General features: G+C 67.8%; 21 protein-coding genes. 10 read left to right on the plus strand and 11 right to left on the minus strand.

Annotated elements, in window-relative coordinates; genetic code table 11:
- Positions 1-26: 26 nt before the first annotated feature.
- The 4 genes from IXW21_RS09630 (at position 27) to IXW21_RS09645 (ending at position 5715) form a co-directional block, all read left to right on the plus strand.
- A complete protein-coding gene (locus IXW21_RS09630; RefSeq protein ID WP_194764052.1) occupies positions 27-1004 on the plus strand; it encodes a zinc-binding dehydrogenase in 978 nt (325 codons plus the stop codon).
- A gap of 98 nt (positions 1005-1102) precedes the next feature.
- Entirely contained in the window at positions 1103-3553 is a 2451-nt protein-coding gene (locus tag IXW21_RS09635; RefSeq protein WP_194764053.1) for a glycosyl hydrolase family 95 catalytic domain-containing protein, read from the plus strand.
- Positions 3543-4526: an acetylxylan esterase gene (locus IXW21_RS09640; protein ID WP_323742211.1), complete on the plus strand. Its 984-nt coding sequence runs from the start codon at positions 3543-3545 to the stop codon at positions 4524-4526. Before IXW21_RS09635 ends, IXW21_RS09640 begins: the two co-directional genes overlap by 11 nt.
- A gap of 22 nt (positions 4527-4548) precedes the next feature.
- Positions 4549-5715: an ROK family transcriptional regulator gene (locus IXW21_RS09645; RefSeq protein ID WP_194764055.1), complete on the plus strand. Its 1167-nt coding sequence runs from the start codon at positions 4549-4551 to the stop codon at positions 5713-5715.
- A gap of 171 nt (positions 5716-5886) precedes the next feature.
- Here the strand turns inward: IXW21_RS09645 and IXW21_RS09650 are convergent, their stop codons facing one another.
- From IXW21_RS09650 to IXW21_RS09660, 3 genes are all read right to left on the minus strand, one after another.
- Positions 5887-7515 carry an extracellular solute-binding protein gene (locus tag IXW21_RS09650; RefSeq protein ID WP_194764056.1) on the minus strand — a complete coding sequence of 543 codons (1629 nt, stop codon included), beginning with the start codon at positions 7513-7515 and terminating at the stop codon, positions 5887-5889.
- 87 nt (positions 7516-7602) lie between these two features.
- On the minus strand, positions 7603-8580 hold the full coding sequence (locus IXW21_RS09655) for a carbohydrate ABC transporter permease (protein ID WP_312168834.1): 978 nt from the start codon (positions 8578-8580) through the stop codon (positions 7603-7605).
- Entirely contained in the window at positions 8577-9566 is a 990-nt protein-coding gene (locus tag IXW21_RS09660) for an ABC transporter permease (RefSeq protein ID WP_194764057.1), read from the minus strand. The genes IXW21_RS09655 and IXW21_RS09660 overlap by 4 nt, the downstream gene beginning before the upstream one ends.
- Positions 9567-9732: 166 nt before the next feature.
- Here IXW21_RS09660 and IXW21_RS09665 point away from each other — a divergent pair, with 166 nt between their 5' ends.
- Together IXW21_RS09665 and IXW21_RS09670 are read left to right on the plus strand one after the other, a co-directional pair.
- The gene (locus IXW21_RS09665) at positions 9733-11940 is read left to right on the plus strand and encodes an alpha-galactosidase (RefSeq protein WP_194764058.1); all 2208 of its coding nucleotides are present in this window, start codon (positions 9733-9735) and stop codon (positions 11938-11940) included.
- A 44-nt stretch (positions 11941-11984) separates the two neighbouring features.
- The gene (locus IXW21_RS09670) at positions 11985-14492 is read left to right on the plus strand and encodes a X2-like carbohydrate binding domain-containing protein (RefSeq protein ID WP_194764059.1); all 2508 of its coding nucleotides are present in this window, start codon (positions 11985-11987) and stop codon (positions 14490-14492) included.
- An 87-nt stretch (positions 14493-14579) separates the two neighbouring features.
- On the opposite strand, the gene IXW21_RS09675 is transcribed toward IXW21_RS09670, so the two are convergent.
- The 5 genes from IXW21_RS09675 to IXW21_RS09695 form a co-directional block, all read right to left on the minus strand.
- The gene (locus IXW21_RS09675) at positions 14580-15656 is read right to left on the minus strand and encodes a DNA polymerase IV (RefSeq protein WP_194764060.1); all 1077 of its coding nucleotides are present in this window, start codon (positions 15654-15656) and stop codon (positions 14580-14582) included.
- A gap of 61 nt (positions 15657-15717) precedes the next feature.
- Positions 15718-16110 (minus strand): DUF1304 domain-containing protein, encoded by a 393-nt coding sequence (locus IXW21_RS09680; RefSeq protein ID WP_194764061.1) that lies wholly within the window; start codon positions 16108-16110, stop codon positions 15718-15720.
- Positions 16111-16136: 26 nt separating this feature from the next.
- Positions 16137-16994 carry a CPBP family intramembrane glutamic endopeptidase gene (locus tag IXW21_RS09685; RefSeq protein ID WP_194764062.1) on the minus strand — a complete coding sequence of 286 codons (858 nt, stop codon included), beginning with the start codon at positions 16992-16994 and terminating at the stop codon, positions 16137-16139.
- Entirely contained in the window at positions 16991-17716 is a 726-nt protein-coding gene (trmB, locus tag IXW21_RS09690; RefSeq protein WP_194764063.1) for a tRNA (guanosine(46)-N7)-methyltransferase TrmB, read from the minus strand. The genes IXW21_RS09685 and trmB overlap by 4 nt, the downstream gene beginning before the upstream one ends.
- Positions 17717-17759: 43 nt before the next feature.
- Positions 17760-18599, minus strand: a complete 840-nt coding sequence (locus IXW21_RS09695; RefSeq protein ID WP_194764064.1) for a DUF3097 domain-containing protein — start codon at positions 18597-18599, stop codon at positions 17760-17762.
- Positions 18600-18721: 122 nt separating this feature from the next.
- Here IXW21_RS09695 and IXW21_RS09700 point away from each other — a divergent pair, with 122 nt between their 5' ends.
- The 4 genes from IXW21_RS09700 to IXW21_RS09715 all read left to right on the plus strand — a co-directional run bounded on the left by IXW21_RS09700 (position 18722) and on the right by IXW21_RS09715 (position 22924).
- On the plus strand, positions 18722-20773 hold the full coding sequence (locus tag IXW21_RS09700; RefSeq protein ID WP_194764065.1) for a TPM domain-containing protein: 2052 nt from the start codon (positions 18722-18724) through the stop codon (positions 20771-20773).
- Positions 20774-20831: 58 nt separating this feature from the next.
- Positions 20832-21575: a PspA/IM30 family protein gene (locus tag IXW21_RS09705; protein WP_194764066.1), complete on the plus strand. Its 744-nt coding sequence runs from the start codon at positions 20832-20834 to the stop codon at positions 21573-21575.
- A gap of 69 nt (positions 21576-21644) precedes the next feature.
- Complete coding sequence (locus tag IXW21_RS09710; protein ID WP_194764067.1) at positions 21645-22448, plus strand: arginase family protein; 804 nt, start codon at positions 21645-21647, stop codon at positions 22446-22448.
- Positions 22445-22924 (plus strand): Fe-S oxidoreductase, encoded by a 480-nt coding sequence (locus IXW21_RS09715; RefSeq protein WP_194764068.1) that lies wholly within the window; start codon positions 22445-22447, stop codon positions 22922-22924. The genes IXW21_RS09710 and IXW21_RS09715 overlap by 4 nt, the downstream gene beginning before the upstream one ends.
- Here the strand turns inward: IXW21_RS09715 and IXW21_RS09720 are convergent.
- From IXW21_RS09720 to IXW21_RS09730, 3 genes are all read right to left on the minus strand, one after another.
- Entirely contained in the window at positions 22882-23352 is a 471-nt protein-coding gene (locus IXW21_RS09720) for an SIP domain-containing protein (RefSeq protein WP_194764069.1), read from the minus strand. The two genes, IXW21_RS09715 and IXW21_RS09720, sit on opposite strands and share 43 nt — an antisense overlap.
- Positions 23353-23420: 68 nt before the next feature.
- Positions 23421-24131: a tyrosine-protein phosphatase gene (locus tag IXW21_RS09725; protein ID WP_194764070.1), complete on the minus strand. Its 711-nt coding sequence runs from the start codon at positions 24129-24131 to the stop codon at positions 23421-23423.
- On the minus strand, positions 24128-24604 hold the full coding sequence (locus IXW21_RS09730; protein WP_194764071.1) for a carboxymuconolactone decarboxylase family protein: 477 nt from the start codon (positions 24602-24604) through the stop codon (positions 24128-24130). The genes IXW21_RS09725 and IXW21_RS09730 overlap by 4 nt, the downstream gene beginning before the upstream one ends.
- Positions 24605-24765: the final 161 nt, after the last annotated feature.

The following is a 24765-nucleotide window of genomic DNA, read 5'->3' on the forward strand; positions in this document are numbered from 1 at the left end:
GCCCACCCATCCCACAAGGAGACCTCATGCGCGCACTCATCCACGACACCTTCGGCGCACCCGAAGACGTCCTCCAGGTCGCCGATCGGCCGACCCCTGAGCCCGGCCCCGGCCAGGTCCGCCTCAAGATCGTGCTGTCGCCGATCCACAACCATGACCTGTGGACGATCCGCGGCACCTACGGCTTCAAGCCCGAGCTGCCCGCGGCGTCAGGCACCGAAGCGCTCGGCGTCGTCGACGCACTCGGCGAGGGCGTCGAGAACCTCACCGTCGGTCAGCGGGTCGCGACCGGCGGTACGTTCGGCGCGTGGGCCGAGTACGTGGTCGCGAACGCCGCCGGGCTGATCCCGGTGCCGGAATCTCTGGACGACGAGAGCGCCGCGCAGCTGGTCTCGATGCCGTTCAGCACCATCAGTCTGCTGCAGTTCCTCGACGCGAAGCAGGGCGACTGGATCATCCAGAACGCGGCGAACGGCGCCGTCGGACGCATGCTGGCGCAGCTCGGCGCCGCCCGCGGCGTCAACGTGCTCGGCCTCGTCCGTCGTGCGGCAGGCGTCGATGAGCTGCGCGAGCAGGGTATCGAGAACGTCGTCGCCACCGACCAGGACGACTGGCGTGAGCAGGTGTCCGCGATCACGGGCGGCGCCCACGTCCCCTTCGGCATCGACTCGGTCGGCGGATCGTCGGCAGGTGACGTGCTCTCACTTCTGGGCGACGGTGGCACGCTCGTCGCCTTCGGGGCGATGAACTCCCCCACCATGGAGATCGCCTCCGGAGACGTGATCTTCAAGCAGGCGACCGTCAAGGGATTCTGGGGAAGCAAGGTCATCCAGACGATGGACGCCGCGACGCGTGGCGCACTCTTCGGCGAGCTCATCCAGCGCGTGACCGAGGGCACTCTGACCCTCCCTGTCTCGGGGGTCTTCGACGCCGCCGACGCCGCGGAAGCGGTCCGTGCGAGCAACACCGCCGGCAGGGTCGGCAAGGTCCTCCTGCGGTTCTGATCGTAGGCGCGGCGTGTCGGTCGGAATTACTTGACACTGGTAATTAATACCTCGTACGCTGACGGTGTTCGCGATTGGATCGACCACACCGGAGTGCGATGACCGACACACTGCGCCTCATCTGGGATGTGCCCGCCACCTGCTGGGAAGAGGCGATCCCTCTGGGGAACGGCCGCATCGGCGCCATGGCGTTCGGCGGACCGAGCGGCCGATATCAGCTCAACGACTCGACCCTCTGGTCGGGCACTCCCGACGGCCCGGCGCTCGCTCTCGACCGAGTGCGGGCATCCGGCGCCGGCCCCGAGCGTCTCGCCGCTGTGCGCGACGCGCTCGCCCGAGGCGACGTGCGGCTCGCCGAAGACCTGCTGATGGCGTTCGAGGGGCCGTATTCGCAGGAGTTCCTGCCTCTCGCGGATCTGCACGTGTCGGTCGCCGGGGCGGAGGCGGACTCGGCTGGACCCGCGCGGATGCTGGACATCGACACCGCGGTTCTCAGCGAGACGCTCGCGGTTCCGGGCGGGCGCGTGACGCGCCGATCCTGGGTCTCTGCACCCGCCGGCGCTCTGATCATCGCGCTCACATCAGACGTGGAGTTCGACGCCGCGCTCGACCTCGACACCCCGCTCCGCGGGACCCCCGTCGACACCATCGGCGCACTGCTGCTCGATGTGCAGGCACCGATCGACGGCGCCCCTCTGCACGAGACGTCTGCCATCCCTCCCCTCCGCTACGCGGTCGACGACGACGACGACGAGTACGACGCCTTTGCGGCGGTCGCCGTGGCCATCGAGTCGGATGGCGAGATCGACCGAGCGGGTGCGCGCCTCGTCGTACGCCGGGCCCGCCGCCTTCTCATCGCCCTGTCCACATCCTCGCGCGCCGAGTCGTGGTGGGCGGATGCCGAGGGAGACTGGCGAACCGCCTCGAGAGAGAGCATCCGAGACCGCGCGCGGCAGAGGGCGGAGTCCGCCGTGCGGCTGGGCATCGATGCTCTGCTCGCTGAGCACATCACCGATCGCCGGCGCACCACACGTGCACGCTTCGCGATCGGCGGGCGGAGAGACGGGGCATGGAGCGTCGATCGCGACGTGCTGCACGGAGCGGATCCGCTGCTCCGCGCCACGATCGCGGCAGAGTACGGCATGTACCTGCTCGCATCGAGCTCGCGCGCCGGCAGCCCGCCCGCGAATCTGCAGGGCATCTGGAACGACCAGCTGCAGCCTGCCTGGTCCTCGAACTACACGATCAACATCAACACCGAGATGAACTACTGGTCCGCTCCGGTGCTGTCGGCCCCCGATGTGATGGAGCCGCTCCTCGCACTCGTCGAGCGCCTGGCGAGATCGGGCGCGGACACCGCACGCGAGCTCTACGGATGTCGCGGCTGGGTGGCTCACCACAACAGCGACATCTGGGGCTGGACCCTCCCCGTGGGCGGTGGTCATGGAGCGGCCAGCTGGGCGATCTGGATGATGGGCGGAGTCTGGCTCACACACAACCTCTGGGACGCATACGAGTTCACCGCAGACCTGACTCTTCTCCGTGAGCGGGTCTGGCCCGTCATGCGCGGAGCTGTGGAGTTCTGCCTCGACTGGCTCGTCTCCGACGACGACGGATATCTGCACACGTCCCCGTCGACCGCTCCGGAGAACTCCTATATCGCAGCCGACGGCCACCCGACCGCACTGGGCCTGACCGCCGCCTCCGATGTGAGCCTCATCCGCGCACTGCTCGAACGTGCTCTCGTCGCGATCGACGACCTCGAGATCGACGATGCACTCGAGGCTGAGATCCGTGGGGCGCTGGCAGCGCTGACACCGCTGCGAGTGGGGACCGACGGCCGGCTGCTCGAGTGGTCCGACGAGGTCGTGGAGCACGAGCCTCTGCACCGGCACCTCTCCCCCGTGGTCGGCCTGTATCCGTTGGACGAGGTGACCCCGGAGAGCACTCCCGAACTGTTCGACGCATCCGTTCGACTGATCGATGCGCGTGGTCCTGGCGCCATGGGCTGGTCCTGGGCCTGGAAGATCGCCTTGCGCGCACGTGCCCGGCAGGGCGAGGTCGCCGCGTCGCTTCTCGACGAGGCGCTGACGCCGTTCGACGGCGACGCGACCCGTCATGGACCGGTCGACGGCTCGGAGTGGGGAGGCCTGCTGCCGAACCTGTTCAGCACGCATCCGCCCTTCCAGATCGACGGCAATCTCGGTTTCCCCGCCGCGATCGTCGAGATGCTCGTACAGAGCCACTCCGGTCGCATGCATCTGCTTCCGGCTCTCCCGGAGTCCTGGCGCCACGGAGAGGTGCGCGGCATCGGCGTGCGACCCGGCCTCATCCTCGACCTCTCCTGGGTCGAGGGGATGCCGACCTCGGCGGTTCTGCACAACCCCGGCCCGGTCGGCAGGAGCGTCGTGGTCACCGATGGCGACCGTCAGGTCACCGTCGACATCCCTGCCGACTCCAGCGTCGATGTCGCGGCGGCGTTGACAGACGCCGGTTCCTCGCCGCTCGCGTCGGATGAGCTCTCGACGGAGGACGACCGTGCACGGTGACGTCGGCGTCGTCGACCTGCCCACCGCCCAGACGGAGCCGAGCGACTTCGATGCCTTCTGGGCCGACACGATCGCGCAGACCAGAAGCTTCCCTCTCGATCTCACCGTGACACCGCACCCGTCGCTGCTGACGCAGCTCGACATCTTCGACGTGTCGTTCCGTGGATTCGGAGGAACGCAGATCCGCGCCTGGCTGCGGATGCCGCGTGGTGTGAGCGAGCCTCTGCCCGGCCTCGTGCAGTTCTTCGGATACGGCAACGGCCGCGGCCATGCGCTGCGCGACCTGCGCTGGGCATCGGCGGGATACGCGCATCTCGTGGTCGACGCCCGAGGGCAGGGCCACGGCGACACCGACGACGACCATGCCGATGGCGGACCTTCAGCGGGGGGCTTCCTCACCCGAGGCATCCGCTCCCCTCACGAGTACTATTACCGGCGCGTCTACGCCGACGCCGTGAGGGCGGTCGATGCTCTCCGAGCGATACCCGCGGTGGATCCGGCCCGTGTCGGCACGGTGGGAGCGAGTCAGGGCGGAGGGATCGCGCTCGCGATCGCCGGGTTGGTTCCCGACATCGCGGTGGCGATCGTCCAGGCTCCCTTCCTCTGCGAGCTGAACGCCGCTGCGACGCTCAGTCGCGAGCATCCGTACGCCCTGCTGACGCAGTACTTCGCCGATCGTCGCGGCGACGCGGCCGTAGCGCTCGACACGCTTCGCTACTTCGACGGCGTCAACCACGCGAAGCGGGCGACCGCTCCCGCTCTGCTGAGCACCGGACTTCTCGACGGCATCGCGCCCCCAGAGACGGTGCTGCCCGCATTCGGTGCCTACGGCGGGCGGAAGCAGGTCGTACTGTGGCCCTACAACGGCCACGAGGCCGGCGGAGACCTCGACGAGGAGAACGCTCTCGAGTTCGCCGCCACACACCTGGTCGACGTCGCTCCGGATCGGGCCACGGCCGATTCGCTACGATAGCCGACACGACCCGAAGGACCTCATGGACCACGACACCGCAGCGCGCACCACCCTCATCCGCTCGGCGTCCGACGCGGGATCGAGGGTGTTCGAGACGATCCTGACGCGCAGTCCGATCAGTCGCATCGACATCGCGCGGCAGACGGGCCTCTCACAGGCGGCCGTCACGAAAGCCGTCGCGCCGCTCGTGGCTGCGGGCCTCGTCCACGCGCCTCCTGCCTCCCACCGCGACGGTACTCCCGGACGCCCGGTGAGTCCGGTGTCGATCGTTCTCGAGTCGATGGTGATGCTCGGCGTGAAGGTGAACGTCGACGAGATCATCGCCGTCGCGACCGACCTCGCGACCACCGTGCTCGCCAGCGCCCGCCGCTCCCTGCCGTCCGACGATCCGCACACCGTGATCGACGCGATCGTCGATGTCGTCGCCGGTCTCGAGAAGAGCCTGGAACTCGGCGCGGCATCGATCGCCGGCATCGGCGTGTCCGTGTCCGGTGACGTCGACAGCATCACCGGCGTCGTGCGGGAGTCGAACATCATGGGCTGGGCTGACGTCCCTCTGGGAGACCTGCTGCAGTCGCGACTCCCCTGGCCCGTCACGATCGAGAACGACGTGCACGCCCTCACGATCGGCGAGCACTGGTTCGGCATCGGCCTCGGCACCGCGTCTTTCGCGATCGTGACGATCGGCCGCGGCATCGGCAGCGGCCTGCACCTGAACGGGGAGGTCGTGAGCGGCGCCTTCGGCGTCTCCGGCGAGATCGGCCATCTGCCGCTCGCGGATGCCTCGCTCGTCTGCCCCTGCGGTCGCCGCGGGTGCGTCGAGGCGGCGGCCTCCACCGGGGCCATCGAAGCGACGGTCTCTGCGGCTCTCGGCCGCCCTGTCTCGATCGACGAGGCGGTGGCGCTCGCGCATGCGGGAGACCCGAGCGCGGAGTCCGCCTTCCGGGACGCCGCCCGCCTCATCGGCACGGCGATCGCGACGCTGGTGAACCTCACGGGACCCGAGCTCGTCATCATCGGCGGCGAGGGTGTGTCCGACTTCGATCTCTTCGAGAAGACGCTCCGCGACGCGTTCGAGCGTCACGCCTTCGGCGCTGCGGTGCGCTGCCGCATCGTCACGCGTCCCCACACGTTCGAAGACTGGGCACGCGGCTCCGCCGCGACCGCCATCCAGGCTCTCGTCCGCTGAACCGCGCACTCGTCGCTCGATCGCGCACCGATTCACCGAACCGCGTACCGGTCCGGCGAACCGCTCAGGTCTGCCGTCGCTGTTCCGCCCGGAGATGCACGGCCCACCCGCAGCACGGACGCACGGAGATGCGCGGGACGGCATCCGCCCCGCGCATCCGTGTGTCGGCGCTCAGAGCGCGTCGTACAGATCTTGCTGCAGCTCGAGGTATCGCGAGAGGCCGAGTCCCTCGAGGTCGGCGGCGTAGGCCTCCCACGTCGCGTCGTCATCGATGTCGCGCTGCCCCGTCACGAACTCCGCCTGCGCCTGCGTGATGTAGGTCGCGATGTTCGTCTGCAGCTCCGCGAGCTCCGCCGAGGTGTCCGGGTTCGGCCACAGCTTCTCGACCGGGAAGAGCATGCTCTCGTCGGGCGCGTACGGCTCGTACTGCTGCGAGGCTTCGAGGAGACGGCGCTCGTAGCCGTCGGGCGAGTAGAGGTCCTCGGGCACGACCTGCGAGTTACGATACTCGAGCGAGTCCCAGTACTGCCCCATCGAACGCCACGAGGCGTTCGATGTCTCGTCGTACGTGAGCGGCTTGAACGTCGGGTCCAGCTCAGGGTCGAGCGCGACATCGCCCTCCACTGCCGGCACCCATGCCTCGCCCTCCGGGCCCATGGCACCGAGACGATCGCCCTCCTCCGTCACGAGGTAGTCGATGACCTTGATCGCCTGGATGCGCTCCTCCTCGGTCGACTTGTTCGTCAGCGCGAACATGCCGAGCGGGCTCACGGGAGAGCGGTAGGTGGCGTACTGCGTACCGTCAGGGCCCTTGACCGGCGGCACGGCGTCGTAGTGCGTGTCCCGACCGTCCGGCGAATCGGCGGTGACGATCTCGTACGGGTGCAGCACTGCCGCGGCACCGAGGATCTCCCCTTCGGCGTTGTCGCCGAGCGCGCGCAGCGCCTCGCCGTTCTGAGTGAACGAGGCGGTGTCGATCAGACCCTCGTCGGCGAGCGACGAGATGTACTGCAGGCCGGCACGCCATCCGTCGGTCGTGGCCGACAGAGTGACCTTGTCACCGTCGAGCACCATGGGCGGCGGGCTCGAGGGCGAGCCGTACGGCGCGTAGGTGAAGGCGTTCATGAAGTAGTTGATGACCGGCTCCGAGGCCGAGGCGCTCAGCGCCACCTCGTCGGGCCTGCCGTTGCCGTTGGGGTCGCCGTTCTTGAACGCGCGCAGGACCTCGCGAAGCTCCTCGGTGGTGGTCGGCTGATCGAGACCGAGCTTGTCGAGCCAGGTGGTGTTCATCCAGAGCTTCGAGGGATAGGTGCAGTGATAGCACTCCGACCACTGGGTGATGGCATAGATGTGGCCGTCGGGAGCGGTGACCGACTGCTCCCAGTCGGGCTTCTCCGCGAAGCGCTCCTTCAGGTGGGGCGCGTATTCGTCGATGAGGTCTTCGAGCGGAACGAGCACGCCCTGCTGACCGTACTTCAGGATCTCGCTCCGAGAGAAGGCGTCGACCCACGGCACGAGGAAGTACGCATCGGGGTAGTCGCCGCTCGCGAGCGACACCTGTCGCTTCTCCCCCGCGACGCTGCCGTCGTAGGTGGTGGTCTGCCAGTCGAACTCGATGTCGAACTTCTTCTCGAGCAGCTGCGTGAACTCGTTCTCCGCGAGCGACCCATTGTCGCCCTGCGGCCCGAAGGCGACGAGTTGGCCGTTGTCGTCGCTGGGCGACGTGCAGGCGGCGAGCGCCAGCCCCGTCGCGACGACGGTGACCGCTGCGATCGCGCCTCGTGTGATGCGTCTGTTCATTGCCGGAATCTCCTTTGACCGGTTCACGGGGGTGTGGATGTGAGTGATGTGCGGATGTGGTGAGAGGTGTCCAGAGGGGGCGGGGCGTCAGCCCTTGACGGCGCCGACCATGATCCCCTTGTTGAAGTACTTTGCGACGAAGGGATACGCGACGAGCATCGGCACGGTGGCGATGACGACGGTCGAGTACCGCAGCAGGTCCGCCAGCTCACGGCGCCGCAGCTGTTCCGCGACGTCCCCGCCGCCACCCGCGTCATTGAGGATGAGGAGGCCCCGCAGCACGAGCTGGAGCGGCTGCAGGTCGGCATTGCGCAGATAGAGCAGTGCGTCGAAGTAGGAATTCCACTGCATGATCGCGTACATCAGCGCGATCACCGCGAGCAGCGGTTTCGCCAGCGGCACCACGATCGTCCACAGGATGCGCAGCTCTGACGCGCCGTCGAGCTGGGCGGCCTCGTACACCTCATCGGGCACGGACGAGCGGAAGTAGACGATCGCGATGATCACCTGCCACACGCCGATCGCGTTGGGCAACAGCATCGACCACCGGGTGTCGAGCAGTCCCAGCGACTGCACCACGAGATACATCGGGATGACGCCGCCCGTGAACAGCATCGTGAAGACGACCCCGCCGGTGATGACCTTGCGTCCGAAGAGCTGGGCCCGCGAGAGCGGGTACGCGATCGCGACGGTGCCGAGCACGCTGATCAGGGTGCCGACGACCGTGTAGAAGAGGGAGTTGCCGAACCCTCGGAGGATCGACGGATTCGCGAGCGCCTCGGCGTAGCCGCGGAAGGTGAAGTCGACCGGCCAGAAGAGCACCCGCCCCGACGAGACGGCCTGGGGACTCGAGAACGAGCTCGCGACGATGTTGAGCAGCGGCAGCAGCACGACCAACAGGAAGACGGAGAGCAGGATGTAGGCGGCGATGATGAAGACCCTGTCGGCCTTCGTCTCCTTGACCTTCACGCCTCGCGTGAGCGGATCCCTTCTGGGCCGACGCGACCGGTTCTTCGCGACATCGCTCTCCTGCGTCAGAAGAGCCTCGGTGTCGATCGTGGTCACCACAGTCCGTTTCCCGTCACTCGCTTCGACACCGTGTTCACCACGAGCAGCAGCACGAGGCTGATCACGGCGTTGAAGAGCCCGATCGTCGCTCCGAGGCTGAAGTTCGCGTTGAGGATGCCTGTCTTGTACACGTACGTCGGGATGATCTCCGACGTCGAGAGGTTGAGGGCGTTCTGCAGGAGGAAGGCCTTCTCGAAGCCGATCGCCATGATGTTGCCGACTCCGAGGATGAGGATGATCGAGGCCGTCGGCAGCAGAGCCGGGATGTCGACGTTCCAGATCTTCTGCAGTCGCGAGGCCCCGTCGATCTTGGCGGCCTCGTACAGCGATGTGTCGACCGAGGCGAGAGCGGCGAGGTAGATCACGGCGGAGTACCCCGTGGTCGTCCAGATGTCCGTCGCGACGTAGATGTGGCGGAAGAAGTCCGCGTCGGCGAGCAGGTCGACCTGTCCGGCGCCGAAGAAGCTGAGCGTCCGGCCGAGCAGACCGACGCGCGGTGACAGCAGCAGGATCGTCATCGAGACGACGACCACGGTCGAGATGAAATACGGCGCATAGGTGACCAGCTGAACCGTGCGCGTGAAGAAACGCAGACGCACCTCGTTCAGCGCGAGCGCGAGGATGATCGGCAACGGGAAGCTCGCGATCAGCGTGTAGGCGGCGAGGATGAAGGTGTTGCCGACGAGTCGAGGGAAGACGGGATTGCGGAAAAGGTTCGCGAAGTTGTCGAACCCGACCCAGGGGCTCCCCCACACGCCGTCGATCGGGTTGTAGTTCTTGAACGCGATGATGGCGTTCGCCATCGGCACGTACCGGAACACGATGAACCAGATCACCGGGATCAGCAGCAGCAAGTACAGCTGCCAGTAGCGACGCAGGCTGCGGGTGAATCGAGTGCGGACAGTGGATCGACGCGCGGTGGCGGCGGGAGGACTCGGCTTCGAGACCTCCTCGGAGAGTGCTTGCTCAGCACTGAGCTTCATGATCGCCCTCCTCGGGCAGGATTACTTTACGTCGTAATAAAATCACGACGATTGCGAAAAGTAAACGCCCGATTTCCTGAGGCCGGATTTCGGTTCCGTGCTTGCACACCCTTCCCAAACGTGGTTTATTGACGTTGTCAAGTAACTACCCGGAGGGTCTCATCCCATGACTTCCCGTGCCGACACCGTCGTCGCACTCCGCGCCGCCGGCGTCGCCTTCGTCCTCGAGATCGTTCAGCCGATCCCTCGCATCCTGCACTGGGGCGCCGATCTCGGCGACTCCACGGCGACCACCGCATCCGCGCTCCTGCTGACCGCCGGCCCTGCGCAGCTGAACAACTCCCCTGACTCGCCACGCACCTTCTCGGTGCTGCCCACCGAGTACGAGGGCTGGTCGGGCACGCCGGCCATCGCCGGTCATGCTCAGGGCCGGGCGACGACCCCGCGTCCTCAGCTCGTGCGACACATCGTCGAGGTGAACGACGCGAGCGGCGGGGGCGAGATCGAACTGGAGTTCGAGGACGCGGTCTCCGGACTGCGCACCACGCTGCATTACCACCTCGATGAGCACGGCGTCCTTTCCGTGGACACAGCCGTGGTGAGGGAGGCAGGTCTCAGCCCGCGAATCGGATCGACGTCGTACACGCTCGAGGGAATCCTCACTCTGCTGCCGCTCCCCGAGCGCGCCACCGAGATCCTCGATTTCACGGGCAAATGGTGCCGAGAGCGAGCGCCGCAGCGGATGCCGTTCGGGTTCGGCACACATCTTCGGGCCGCTCACCGAGGCAAGCCCGGGCACGACTCTCCCTTCCTCCTCGCAGCCGGCACACGCGGATTCGCATTCCGGCAGGGCGAAGTCTGGGCAGTGCATCTGGCGTGGAGCGGCGAACAGCGCTATCTGGCCGAACGCATCACCGAAGGCGCGGGAGCGCTCTCCTCGGTCCTCGGCGCCGGAGAAGACCTGCACCCCGGAGAGGTCATCCTCGACGACGGTGATCGATACGACGCGCCTACCGTGCTCTTCGTCTGGTCCGACAGCGGACTCGACACGCTCTCCGATCGCCTGCACCGTCGACTGCGCTCGCGCGCGCACCACCCGAGCTCACCCCGCCCACTGGTTCTCAACACCTGGGAAGCCGTGTACTTCGACCACGACCTCGAACGCCTCTCCGCGCTGGTGGACAAGGGGGCGACGGTGGGCGTCGAGCGCATCGTGCTCGACGACGGATGGTTCCGGGGTCGTCGCGAGGCGGATGCCGGGCTCGGCGACTGGTACGTCGATCGGAGCATCTGGCCCGAGGGCCTCAGTCCGCTCGTCGACCTGGTTCGGTCGCACGGCATGCAGTTCGGTCTGTGGTTCGAACCGGAGATGATCAATCTCGACTCCGATCTGGCTCGCGCCCATCCGGACTGGGTCCTCGGCCCCGCCGAAGGCCTCGGGCCGGCATCCCGATCGCAGTACGTCCTCGACATCGCCCGCCCCGAGGCCTATGAATACCTCCTCGAACGCATCGACGCGCTCGTTCGCGAACATCGCATCGACTACCTGAAGTGGGACCACAACCGCGACCTCCTCGAGGCGGTCAGTCGGGGCGACGACGGTGATCGGCCGAGCGTGCGCCGCCAGACGGTCGCGCTCTATCGACTCCTCGACGAGCTGCGCCACCGCCACCCGCACCTCGAGATCGAGACGTGCTCGGGGGGCGGCGGGCGCATCGACCTGGGCATCCTCGATCGCACGGATCGCGTATGGGCCTCGGACTGCAACGACCCCGTCGAACGGACACAGATCGAGCGCTGGACGCGCACTGTCGTGCCGCCCGAGCTGATCGGCTCGCACCTCGGCGCAGCACGCTCTCACACGACGGCGCGCACCACAGACCTCTCCTTCCGTCTGACCACCGCCCTCACCGCCCATGCGGGCATCGAGCAGGATCTGACCGCCGTCGACGACGTCGAGCTCGGGGTGATCGCCCGCTGGGCGGCCATGTACCGCGAGTTCCGCGATCTGCTGCACACCGGTCGCGTCGCGAACGCCGATCTCGCCGACGACGCGACGGCTCTCTCCGGCATCGTCGCCCAAGACGGGTCGGCGGCGCTGTTCACATGGAGCCGCACCGCGACGTCCGCATCCGGTCAGTCCGGTCGAGTGCGCTTCCCGGGGCTCGATGCCAAAGCGCTGTACTCGGTGCGGGTCCGCGAAGACCTCGGAGCCGCGAGTCGTCACCAGGGCGACGACCCCGCCTGGATCGTCCGCGCGACAGCGGACGTGCTCGAACTCCCGGGCGCCGTGCTGGTCAGCGCAGGCGTCCCGCTGCCGACGTTGAACCCGCAGCAGTCGATGCTCATCGAGTTCCACCGCATCGGCGAATGACCCCTCCCCCACCCCCGACAGAGCAGTCGAATGAGAGGAACGCAATGAACACCCATCGATCGAGAACACGAGTCGCACAGGGGGCGGCAGCGCTCGCCGCCGCTGCACTCGCACTGACGCTCGTTCCCGGTGCCTCCTGGGCGGCGACGCCCGCGCCGGATCCGACCGGCACGCCGACGCCCGAAGCGACGTCCGCCGCCGAGCCGACCCCTGCACCCGCAGCGGCACCGGTCCAGGGCCCGGACGGGATCTCCGAGATCTCATCCGCCGCACCGTACATGGGCTGGAGCAGCTACAGCATGCAGGTCTACGAAGGCGGTCAGTGGATCACGGCCGACCAGATCATGGCCCAGTCCGACGCCATGCACGACAAGCTGCAGAAGTTCGGATACGAGTACATCAACATCGATGCCGGGTGGAACGGCGGCCAGGACGAGTACGGTCGACCGATCCCCAGCGAGACTCTGTACCCCGACGGACTCGACGCCGTGATCGATCACGTGCACGCCAACGACCAGAAGGTCGGCCTCTATCTGATCCCCGGAATGAGTCTCGAGACCGCGCAGAAGGCGCTCCCGATCTTCGGCGCTCCCGGCTGCACGACCGAGAACCTGCTCAAGCAGCCCCTCCAGCAGGGCGACTACTGGGGCTTCGGGTACCGCCTCGACTTCGACAACCCGTGCACGACGAAGTACATCGACTCGATCGCCGACCTGCTCGGTGAGTGGGGGGTCGACTTCATCAAGTTCGACAGCGTCACCCCGGGTTCGGGCATCAGCGACCTCTCGATGGATGCTCGCGAAGAGGTGGCCGCGTGGTCGCAGGCGCTGAAGCGCAACGACATCTGGTTCGAGCTCTCCTGGGCCGTCGACATCGCCTACGCGGACTATTGGAAGCAGTACGCCGACGGATGGCGCATCGACTGGGACGTCGAGTGCTACTGCGGCGACGAGGCTCTCACCACCTGGGATAACGTCGCCCGCCTGTTCCCCCGTCTCTCCGACTGGTGGCGCCACGGCGGCCCCGCGGGCTGGAACGACCTCGACTCGCTCAACGTCGGCAACGGACGGATGGACGGCCTGACGAAGGACGAACGCCGCACCGCTGCCACTCTCTGGGCGACCTCGGCGGCACCGTTCTACCTCGGCAACGACCTGACGAATCTCGACGAGTACGGTCTCGAGCTCGTGACCAACGAAGAGGTGATCGCCGTCAACCAGGCGGGCATCCCGGCACGCCCGGTGTCGACCGCGACCAAGCATCAGGTCTGGTACTCACTGAACCGTGACGGCACCTACACGGTGGCCCTGTACAACCTCGGGCGCGCGGATGCCGACATCACCGTGAACTGGGCGGACATCGGCCTCGAGGGATCGGCGAAGGTCCGCGACCTCTGGGCGGGCAAGAACCTGGGCGGCGCCGATGGCGGGTTCACGGCGGAGAGCGTGCCGATCCACGGTGTGCGGCTGCTGAAGGTGACACCGGGCAAGCAGTCGGTGGTCACCGTCAACGACGATTCGCTCCGCGCCTCCTACGACGGCGAGTGGGTGCGCAACTCGGGCAACGAGGTCGCCGCCACCTCGCAGCCGTTCACGGTCGCGGTCACCGACACTCCCGGTGGCGGTGTCCCCACGCCTCCCGCAGGCGGTCTGCAGGTGATCCTCAACGACGACGATTCGCGCATCGCGTACAGCGGCTCGTGGGGAGACAGCAACAATCGCGGTCTCGGCGATCACGCCGACGATGTGCACTTCACCGAGGCGAACGGTGCGGCCTTCGAGTACACCTTCCAGGGCACGGGCATCCAGTACGTCACCGAGAAGCATGAATCGCAGGGCGATGTCGAGATCTACCTCGATGGGCAGCTGGTCGAGACCGTGAGCACGCACCTCGACCCTGCCGACGGACGTCTGTCGCAGCAGGTCGTATACAGCGTCTCCGACCTCGCCCCGGGCAGCCACACGCTGCGTGCGGTGAAGAAGTCGGGCTCGTACATGCTGCTGGACAAGCTCGTGGTCACGCTCGACAGTCAGCTCAGCGCGACATCCGGCGCCTTCAACAAGGCCTCGCCGGCCGACATCACCGTCGACGTGCTGCGGGATCCGAGCCAGCTGACGTCGATCAGCGCGGGCGGCACGCCACTCGTGCGGGACACCGACTACACGGTCGCAGGCAGCACCGTGACCCTCGCATCGTCGTATCTCGCGACGTTGCCGGTCGGCGACGCGACGCTGGACTTCGGGTTCGCTGGTGATCACCTCGGCGATGTGCACGCCACCACGGCCGACGGGGCCTCCGTGTCGTTCACATTCCGCGGCACCGCGGTCTCGTGGATCGGCCCGAAGGGGCCCGATCAGGGCACCGTCGACGTCTACCTCGACGGCACGAAGGTCGACACCGTCGAGACGGCCAATGCGACACGTCTGTCGAACGAGGTGCTGTTCTCCGCATCCGGCTTGAAGGACAAGGAGCACACGATCAAGATCGTGAAGACCTCGGGAGAGGTGCTCCGAGCCGACGTGTTCGAGTACACGGTCAAGAAGGCGAACTGAACACGTGCGGGGCGGATGCACCCGGATCCGCCCCGCACGCTCCCCATTGCATGGGCGCGCGCCCGGCAGGCAGCGCGGACGCGCGAATCAGATCCTGCCTCTGACCGGTGTCCGTTCGGCAGCCTCACCGCCCTCGGGCATCGCCATCTCGGCACGGACGCCGAGCAGCCTGACCTCGCGCTGCGGATCCAGCGTGCCACCGAGTGCGAGTGCGGCCCGGATGACCTCGTCGCGGTCCGTCGTCGGTGTGGAGAGTTTGCGACCGAACGTCCTGGTCTCGAACGGCGCGTACCGCACCTTCAGGTGGACGCGCACGACAGGACGCCCGTCCGCTGCGCAATCGTCGAACGCGTGACCGGCGAGCTCCGACAGCGCGGCCTGCACTTCTGTCGCGGTAGTGAGGTTCTGCTGGAACGTCGTCTCCCGACTGTGGCTGCGTGCCACCCAGGGCGTGTCGTCGACCGTGGTCGGCCCGATCCCCGATCCGAGTCCGTGGTACCAGACGCCCATGCGCGGCCCGAACTCGGCGATGAGTCGGTCTCGATCGGCATCCGCGAGCTCCCGCACCGTGACGATGCCGTGCGCGGCGAGTCGCTTCTGCACCTTCGGACCCACACCCCACAGCTCACGAGTCGACCGGTCTCCCATCACCTCGAACCAGTTCGCCTCCGTGAGACGGAAGACCCCGCGGGGCTTGCCGAAGTCGGTGGCGATCTTCGCCCTGACCCTGTTGTCGCCGATGCCGACGGAGCAGTGGAGCCCGGTCGCCTCGAGGACCGCGGCCTGAGCGGCGCGCGCCACCGCATCCGGATCCTCGGTCTCAACGCCGAGGAAGCACTCGTCCCAGCCGATGATCTCGAGCACCACGCCGGGCAGCGCACGCAGCGCCGACATCACCTCCGCCGACGCGGATTCGTACGCCTCGTGATCGACCGGCAGGAACACGGCGTCCTTCGGTGCCTTCCGCGCGGCGATCTTCAACGGCATCCCGGAGCCGATGCCGAACGCGCGTGCCTCGTAGGAGGCGGTCGACACGACCGCGCGCTCCGTCGGATCGCCACGTCCGCCGACGATCACCGGCACACCGGCGAGCTCAGGTCTGCGGAGCACCTCGACCGCGGCGATGAACTGGTCCATGTCCACGTGCAGCACCCAAGAGGTCATGCATCGAGTGTGGGGGCTGTCAGCCGTGCTGTCACCCCTCGAGGGCGCTGAGGAAGTCGAGCTAGGCGATCGCGACCCCGATGGCGGTGGCGATCACGGCGAGCAGGGGCAGCGTGCCCTGCATCGCGGCGGCACGCACCTTGGTGCGATCGGAGAGCACGAGCACCAGGGCGGCCGCCAGCATCATCCCGGTGCCGGCGAAGACGAGGGTGAGGCCGATGGTCGACAGGCCGATGATGACGAACCCGACTCCGAGCAGAGCGGTGAGCGCCAGGAACAGGTTGTAGAACCCCTGGTTGAAGGCCAGCGACTTCATCGTGATGGCGTCCGCCTCGGTCGGGACTCCGAAGATCTTCCTCGTCTCGGGCTCGGTCCACTTCAGCGACTCCAGCGCGAAGATGAAGACTTGGAAGGCCGCGGCGGCCGCGGCGAGGACGAGTCCGACGATGAGCATGCTCCGATCGTATCGGTCGCCGGGTGTCAGACGAGGAAGATCGGCAGCAGCCCGGGATTGTGGGCGTGCACGAGAACCGCGAACACGACGGCGTCGAAGAGCAGATGCACCGTCACGACGTACGCGAGCGAGTGGGTCCGCAGGAAGATGAAGCCCTGGAGCAACGCGAACGGGATCGTCAGAAGGGGACCCCATTCCCGGTAACCGAGCTCCCACAGGAACGAGACGAACACGATCGCCTGCAGGAGGTTCGCGAGGACGTCGGGGAAGTGCCGCCGCAGCAGCGCGAAGACCGTGCAGATGAAGAACAGCTCGTCCCAGATTCCGACCGCGCCGACGCCCACGAAGAGCCGGGCGATGAGATCAGGTGTGTCGACGACGGGCCAGTTCTGATACACACCGCTCGTGATGAAGTAGAACGGAAGGATCAGCCAGCCGAGCACGAGCACCGCCACGAGCCACCCCCACTGCAGACGACCCCAGCGCCGACGGGTCCGCCACGGGAAGCTGATCGCCCGGTCGCGGAAGACGAAGCGCGACACGATGTACGGCACGGCCACGGCTCCGCCGAGGGCGAGCGTGAACCGGAGCATCGCGAGGTCGTCGAGTTCTGCGGCCAGCGGGATGACGCTTACGATGAGCATCCCCAGCGCGATCAGGGAGAGGTCTCGCGTGAGCGACGGGGCACGCGGTCCGTCGACGAGCTGATCGGAGGCTGCAGGGCGAGTCCGACCGATGAGCCAGGCTCCCCCGACTCCGAGCGCGAGCAGCACCCAGCCGAGCCACGGGATCTGCACCACGAAGAATGCGGGTGCCGCAGCGCAGACGAGCAGCGCCGGGACGACGTCAGGCCAGGTCGTCGACGCGCGCCGCACGTCGGTCACGCGCGGGACTTCCGCCGATACACCAGGTCGCGGATGTCGCGCCCCTTGGCGATCCCCTTGCGCTCGAACGCGGTCATCACGCGACCGTCGAACCGCTCGGCCCACTCGCCGTCGAAGGCGCGCTCGAACAGAGGGTCGGCGTCGAGAACCTCGCGCATCTGCAGGGCGTAGTCCTCCCAGTCCGTGGCGAGGCGCAGCAGGCCTCCGTCGCGGAGTGCCCGCGCGGCGGTCTCGCCGAAACCCTGGCGCACGAGACGGCGCTTGGTGTGCTTCTTCTTGTGCCACGGGTCGGGGAAGAAGATCCAGACCTCCGCTGCCGCAGCCTCGGGCAGATACGACGAGAGCACCTCGGGCGCATTCGCCTCGACGACGCGGATGTTGCGGGCGCCTTCACGGTCGGCGTCGAGCATCGTACGGGCGAGACCTGCACGGAACACCTCGACCGCGAGGAAGTCGTCATCCGGCCGCGACGAGGCGGCTGCGACGATCGCGTGCCCCTGCCCCGAGCCGATCTCGACGTAGAGATCCGCATCGCGGCCGTACTCGGACGCCGGGTCGAGCCGGGCCTCGGGGTGCACCGACGTCCAGGCGACGTCGCGCGGCACGTCGAGGAGGTAGTGCGGGCCGAGCTCGTCGAAGGCGCGCTCCTGCGCGTCGGACATCCGGCCGCTCCGGCGCACGAAGGACACCGGTTCATCGCGGAAGGTGCGGGGTTCGGGCATGATTCCAGGGTAGTCGGCGCCGCCCCGGGTCACGGACCCGCCGTCACCCGGCAGGCGCGGTCACGAAGTCGATGAGTTCCTCGACCCTGCCCAGCAGCGCCGGTTCGAGATCGCGGTACGTGTGCACCTTCGACAGGATGTGCTGCCAGGCTCGTCCCGTGTCGCCCTGGGTCTCGTACGGCCAGCCGAACGCACGGCAGATCCCGGTCTTCCAGTCGGTCCCCCTCGGCACTTCGGGCCACTTCGCGATTCCCAGCGCACGGGGCGTGACGCACTGCCACACGTCGACGAACGGATGCCCGACGATGCGCACATGCCTTCCGTGCGGGCCGCGAGCGACCGCGTCGGCGATGCGCGATTCCTTCGAGCCCGGAACCAGATGGTCGACGAGGACCCCGTAGCGACGCGAGGCGGTCGGAGGCTCTGCCGCGAGCAGCTCATCGAGCAGGTCCACGCCCTGCAGGAACTCGACGACCACGCCCTCGACGCGCAGATCCGCTCCCCAGACCTTCTCGACGAGCTCGGCATCGTGCTTGCCCTCGACGAGAATCCGGCTGGGCAGAGCGATCCGCGCACGCTGGTCGGCCACCACGAACGATCCGGATGCGGTGCGCCGTGCACCCTGTTCCTTCGGCGCGGGCGCGGTGAGACGCACCGGCGAGCCGTCGATGAGGAATCCGCCGCCGAGGGGGAAGAGCCGTGTGCGCCCGAGTCGGTCCTCGAGTTCGACGTTGCCGCCCTGCACCCGGGTCACCGCGCCGCAGTACCCGTCGTCCGCCACCTCGACGACGAGATCGATCTCGGCGGGCACGTTCGGCACCGGCTTCGCCGCGCGCTCCCGCCATCCCGCCGCGAGCACATCCGATCCGTACCTGTCGTCCATGCCCTCCAGCGTATGTGTCTCCGCTGAGGGCGAACGGCTATCGCCGCTCGGATGCTGTCGCGTGTCGGCGTGTGTGCATAGACTCGTGCCATGGGGCTCGGCTGCCGGTCGGAGGGAACACGATGAAGACACGGTGGCTGGCGCTGGCCGCACTCACGATGGCAGCAGCGGCCGGAATCCTCTCGGCATCCGCGGCCTCGGCGACAGACCCCGTCACCCTCGACTCCGGCTTCGTGACGGATGATGCGGGTGTGCTGAACGCGACGGACGAAGACGCCGTCGAAGCACGACTGCAGACCCTGAGCGAGAACTCCTCCGCAGATCTGTTCGTGGTCCTCGTCGACGAGTTCACGTCTCCGTCCGACCAGGTCGCATGGGCCGACACAGTCGCCGAGAACAACAACCTCGGCTCCGACCAGTACCTCCTCGCGATCGCCGTCGACGGACGCAGTTACTACATCTCCGCGGCCGCAGACGGCCCCCTGAGCGACGGCAAGCTCGACGACGTCGAGCAGAAGATGCAGCAGCTCGCCTCCCAGGAGGACTGGGCCGGCGCGATCACCCTCGCTGCCGACGAGATCGAAGGCGACCGCGGGGCGGGCGCTCTGCGAGCCGCTCTCATCGTGGTCGCGGTCATCGCGCTCGCACTGATCGTCTGGCTGATCGTCGCCCTGATCCGCCGGTCGCGGCGCAACGCGGAGATCCGACGGCGTGGGGCGATGCCCGAGAAGCCCGACCCGAACGATCCCTTCTCGACCCTCACCGACGAGCAGGTGCAGACCCAGGCCGGCACCGCGCTCGTGCAGGCAGACGATGCGATCACCTCGAGTCGCGAAGAGCTCGGCTTCGCCGTGGCCCAGTTCGGTGACGCAGCGACCGCCGAGTTCAGCGGAGCGGTCGAGGCCGCGAAGACGAAGATGTCCGAGGCCTTCGACCTCAAGCAGAAGCTCGACGACGAGATCGAAGACACTGTTCACGATCGCCGGGCATGGCACATCCGCATCATCCGGCTCTGCGACGAGATCGACGACATCCTCGACCAGAACACCGCCGCCTTCGACGCGCTGCGCAGACTCGAACAGAACGCTCCGCAGGAACTCGAGCGCGTCCGAGCCGAGCGAGCAGCGCTCGACCCTGTGCTCGGGACCGCGGATGCCTCGCTGCAGTCCCTCTCCGCCACGTTCGACGCCTCGGCCGTGAGCACGGTCGCAGACAACCCCGCCCAGGCGCGGGAACGGACGGCTCTCGCGGACCGATCGATCCTCGCCGCCGAACAGGCCATCGCGGCCGGCCGCAGTGGCGAGGCCGCGTTCGCCATCCGCACCGCGGAGCAGTCCATCGCGCAGGCGAACCAGCTGGTGCAGGCGATCAGCGCGCTGGGCACGGAACTGGCCGACATCGACGCACAGGCACAGGCACTCATCGCCGAGCTGCAGGCCGACATCGCGACCGCTCAGCAGCTACCCGATGACGGGGGTACCATTTCCGCCGTCGCTGCAGCCACCGCACAGCAGCTGCAGCAGGCCCAGGCGTCTCTGACCGGCACGGGGCGCAGCCCGCAACGGGTACTCGAAGCTCTCACTGCCGCGAATGCGCAGATCGACGGAGTGATCGCGCAGGGCACCCAGGCTGTCGAGCGAGCCCGCCGCGCACAGCAGATGCTCGAGCAGACGCTCGCCCAGGCAGGATCCGAGATCCGTGCGGCACGCGAGTACATCGAGACGCGACGCGGCACGGTCGGATCGACGGCACGGACGAGACTGTCCCAGGCGGACGCGAGCCTGACCCAGGCCCTGAGCCGCCGCTCCTCGAACCCGGAGACCGCTCTCACCGAGGCCGGTCGAGCGCTCGACCTCGCGCGCCAGGCGACCGCCTCGGCGCAGGCGGACGTCGAAGCGATGAACCCGAGTCGTTACGAGAGCGACGGATGGGGAGGCGGCGGCGTTTTCGGCGGAAGCAGCTCCGGCGGCTCCGGTCTCGGCGGAGACATCCTCGGCGGGATCATCGGCGGTCTTCTGTCCGGCGGTGGCGGAGGCTCATCACGCAGCGGCGGCTGGAGATCCAGCGGCGGTGGCGGTTTCCGCAGCTCCGGATTCGGCGGAGGAGGGCGCAGTCGCTCGAGCAGCCGCAGCTCCAGCGGCCGCAGCGGCCGCTCGGGAGGACGACGCTTCTGAACCGCGAACCCACATCGACCCACAGACATCGAGTCCGACCCTCTGAAAGGAACCACGCATGACCAAGCAGTCCATCTTCGGACGTATCTCGACCCTTGTCCGCGCGAACATCAACTCGCTCCTGGACTCTGCGGAAGACCCGCAGAAGATGATCGATCAGCTCGTCCGCGACTACACCAACAGCATCGCCGACGCCGAGTCCGCGATCGCCGAGACGATCGGCAACCTGCGGCTTCTCGAGCGCGACCACGAGGAAGACGTCCAGTCGGCCACCGAATGGGGCAACAAGGCCCTCGCCGCGAGCCGCAAGGCCGATGAGATGCGCTCCAGCGGCAACGCCGCAGACGCCGACAAGTTCGACAGCCTCGCCAAGATCGCACTTCAGCGCCAGATCAGCGCCGAGCGCGAGGCCACCGGTGCCGAGCCGCAGATCGCCGCCCAGACCGAGATCGTCGACCAGCTCAAGTCCGGCCTCAACGGCATGAAGGACAAGCTCGGCGAGCTGAAGAACAAGCGCAGCGAGCTGCTCGCCCGCGCCAAGGTCGCCGAGGCGCAGACCAAGGTGCAGGACGCCGTGTCGTCGATCAACGTTCTCGACCCGACCAGCGAGCTGGGTCGTTTCGAAGACAAGGTCCGTCGCCAGGAGGCGATCGCCCAGGGAAAGATCGAGCTCGCCGCGTCCAGCCTCGACGCTCAGTTCGAGAGCCTCGAAGACCTCGGCGAGCTCACCGAGGTCGAGGCCCGGCTCGCCGAGCTGAAGGCCGGCGGCTCCGCTCCCCGCGGCGCCATCGAAGGTTCCTGACACCTCGCGCGGGTGCCCCGGATGCCGAGCGCTCCGGGGCATCCGCTCTTTCACAGCTGGAGGCACTCCATGGTGCGATTCCTCGTCGTCCCGCAGTGGCAGGGTTCGCCCGCCGCTCGCGCGATGCTCCTCGTCGACGGCGCGTCCGCGATCGCAGGCGACCTGCCTCGAGCGGCGACCACCGTGCTCGACGTGCCCGTCGAGGCCGGCGAATCGCTCGGTACCGGCGTTCGGCGGCTGAGCTCCCTGCTCCGCACCCGTGAGCAGGTCGCCGAGGCGTCCACCGCCGACACGGTCGTGATCGGCGGCGACTGCAGCGTGACCGTCGCCGCTCTCGCCGCCCTGCCGGGTGGGACGGACGATCTCGCCGTCGTGTGGTTCGATGCCCATGGAGATCTGCACACTCCCGAGACATCGTCATCCGGAGCGTTCGCAGGCATGGCTCTGCGGGCGGTGCTGGGCGAAGGCGAACCGCAGCTCGTGCTCTCGCCGGGCGTGCCACGCGATCGCGTCGTCACAGTCGGCGTGCGCAACCTCGACGACGCCGAGGTCGAGGTCATCGATGACCTCACTCAGCTGTCGGTGCACGATCTGGACCGGATCGACGCTTTGGCCGACGCGGTGGGAGCCACCGGGGCCCGACGGGTGTGGGTGCACATCGATGTCGATGTACTGGATCCTGCGGAGCTCACCGGAGTGTCCTCCGCAGTGCCGTTCGGACTCTCGCCCTCCGTCGTGGCCGCTGCTGTCCGCGCACTCCGCGAACGGGTGCCCCTCGCGGGCGCGACGATCGCGGGATTCGCCCCGCGCTCCCCCGCAGACGCCGTCGACGATCTCGGGGCGCTGCTGCGCCTCGTCGGAGCGGTGGCATGACGGACGACTGGCGCGCGACGGCCGATCGCATCCTCGCGCAGGGCAGACGATCCGATCTGCGCATCCCCGCATTCCTGCTGCGCTCTCCCCTCAGCCGTCTCGGGTACTGGTGGGGCACCGCTGTCGGCTGGACCTGGGGATCGCTGTGGAGCACGGGGCCCGTCGAGAAGCGCGCGGGGCTGTGGATCTTCCGAGGCATGCCTCAGTGGACGTTCAACCGCGGCGGCGTGTGCGTCGGTGGGTGCTTTCTCACGGGCGATGCGCGACCGACCGATGCGGTGCTTCGCCACGAAGCCGTGCACAAGGCTCAATGGCTGCGCTACGGGGCGCTCCTCCCGGTGCTCTACCTGTTCGCGGGCCGCGACCCGCTGCGCAACCGCTTCGAGATCGAGGCCGGACTCGAAGACGGCAACTACGTGCGCCGCAGCGCGTCTCAGCGGTCCGCAGAGAGAAGCCCGAACCGCTCGGGAGCGTAGATCGTGGCGGGCGCGATGCCGAGAGGACCCGTGAGGTGCTCGACGATGTCGGCCGTGCCGAGGTAGCCGCCGAGGAGCGTGACGTGGGTCTCGAGCTCGTCACCGCAGAGCATCTCATCCGCCCATGCGCAGGTCGCGCGTGCGAGAGCCTGGCCCTGCGAGCACGAGCGTCCCGTCCCGGGGGCACCCGAACGATCTCCACGAGCGAGCCAGGTCACCGTCATGCGCGCAGGTGCGTCGATCGTGCGGATGTCAGCGGTCTCGGCGACCTCGATGAACACGCGACCGGAGGCGCAGAGCGGCAGAGTGGCGAGGAACGTCTCGAGTTCGAGAAGCGAGTTCTCGTCGGCCGTCACCAAGTGATGTGCACGGCGACGTGCAGCGCGGCGCTCTGCGCGCGTGCTGCGAGTGTCGAGGGAGGTGCTCATGATGTCCCCATCGTACACCAGGCGAAGGGTTGCCTAACCTTGGTCGCCCCTGCGAATTGCCCGTGCTCCTACGCGGGCTCGACGAGGGACCCGCGGAGCGCATCGAGTTCGGCGTCCGTCATGCCGTTGGCGCGCAGATAGTCGGCTGCCGACCCCCACCTCTCGTCGACACTCTCGAGGAGCGCGCGCATCACGGGGGCCGGCGACTCGGTCGCGAGCGCGATGGCGTGCACGGCCTCCGGATGCTGCGCGCGGAGGTAGGCGACGATACGCCGTGACCGCTCGGGCGGCAGCTGCGACTCGGTGAGCGCGTAGTCGGCGACGATGGCGTCCCGATCCGCCTCCACAGCCGCGAGAGCGAGCGCGACGGTGACGCCCGTTCGATCCTTGCCGACGGTGCAGTGCACAAGGGTCGGTTCCCCCTGGGCGATGATGCGGATCGCCGCGACCAGTCGATCACCGCTCTCCTCGAGAAGGTGCAGGTACAGCTCCTCGAGACTGGTGTCCTCCTCGAAGAACGAGCGCACCGAGCCGAGGAACAGCGGGAGGTGCGTCGTATCGGGCCCGGGGATCTCGGTCGGTTCCACAGCGACCTCCTCCCCGTCACGCAGATCGACGATGTGCGCGATCCGCTGCCGGAGCGCCTCGGCGCCGGCAGTGGTCGCACCGGAGAGCTGTCCGGAGCGCATCAGGACGCCGGAACGGATGCGGCCTCCTCGGGCCGGCATGCCGCCGACGTCGCGGACGTTGTTGACGCCGTCGATGTGCAGAACCGTCATGCCTGCGCCTGCGGTTCGCGTGGGGGTACGGGGTAGCGCCCGGCGATCACGATGCGGTTGAAGGCGTTGATCGACACGCACGCCCAGCTGAGCGCCGCGTACTCCTTCTCGGTGAGCACGCTGCCGACGCGGTCGTACACCTCGTCGGAGATGCCCTCCTCCGAGATGAAGGTGAACGCCTCGGCGAGTTCGAGGGCTGCCCGCTCGCGGTCGCTGAAGACGTCGCTCTCACGCCAGGTCGCGATCTGCATGAGCACGTCGGTGTCGAGTCCCGCGGCGAGCGCCCGGTCGACGTGCAGGCGGGTGCAGAAGCTGCATCCGTTGAGCTGCGAGCAGTGGATCATGACGATCTCCTTGAGGCGATCGTCGATGCCGTTGTCGGCGCAGATCTTCCCGACCGTCCTCGCGAAGGCGTCGAGCGCCTGATAGGCGGCGGGCTCGGTCTTGGAGAGGTGCACTCGCGTCTCGCTCATGCCTCAATGATATTCCGTTGTATGAGTAGGACGCCGGAGGATCCGAATCACGGGTGAGACCAATATGGTAACCGGGTCAGCCAATATGTTTCCATAAATGCTTGACTGATGGCGATGTTACTTGCCATATCGCCTCGGCATTTCCTCCCGACCCCGACACC

The organism is Microbacterium sp. UFMG61 (genome assembly GCF_015354505.1).
Classification (GTDB): Bacteria; Actinomycetota; Actinomycetes; order Actinomycetales; family Microbacteriaceae; genus Microbacterium.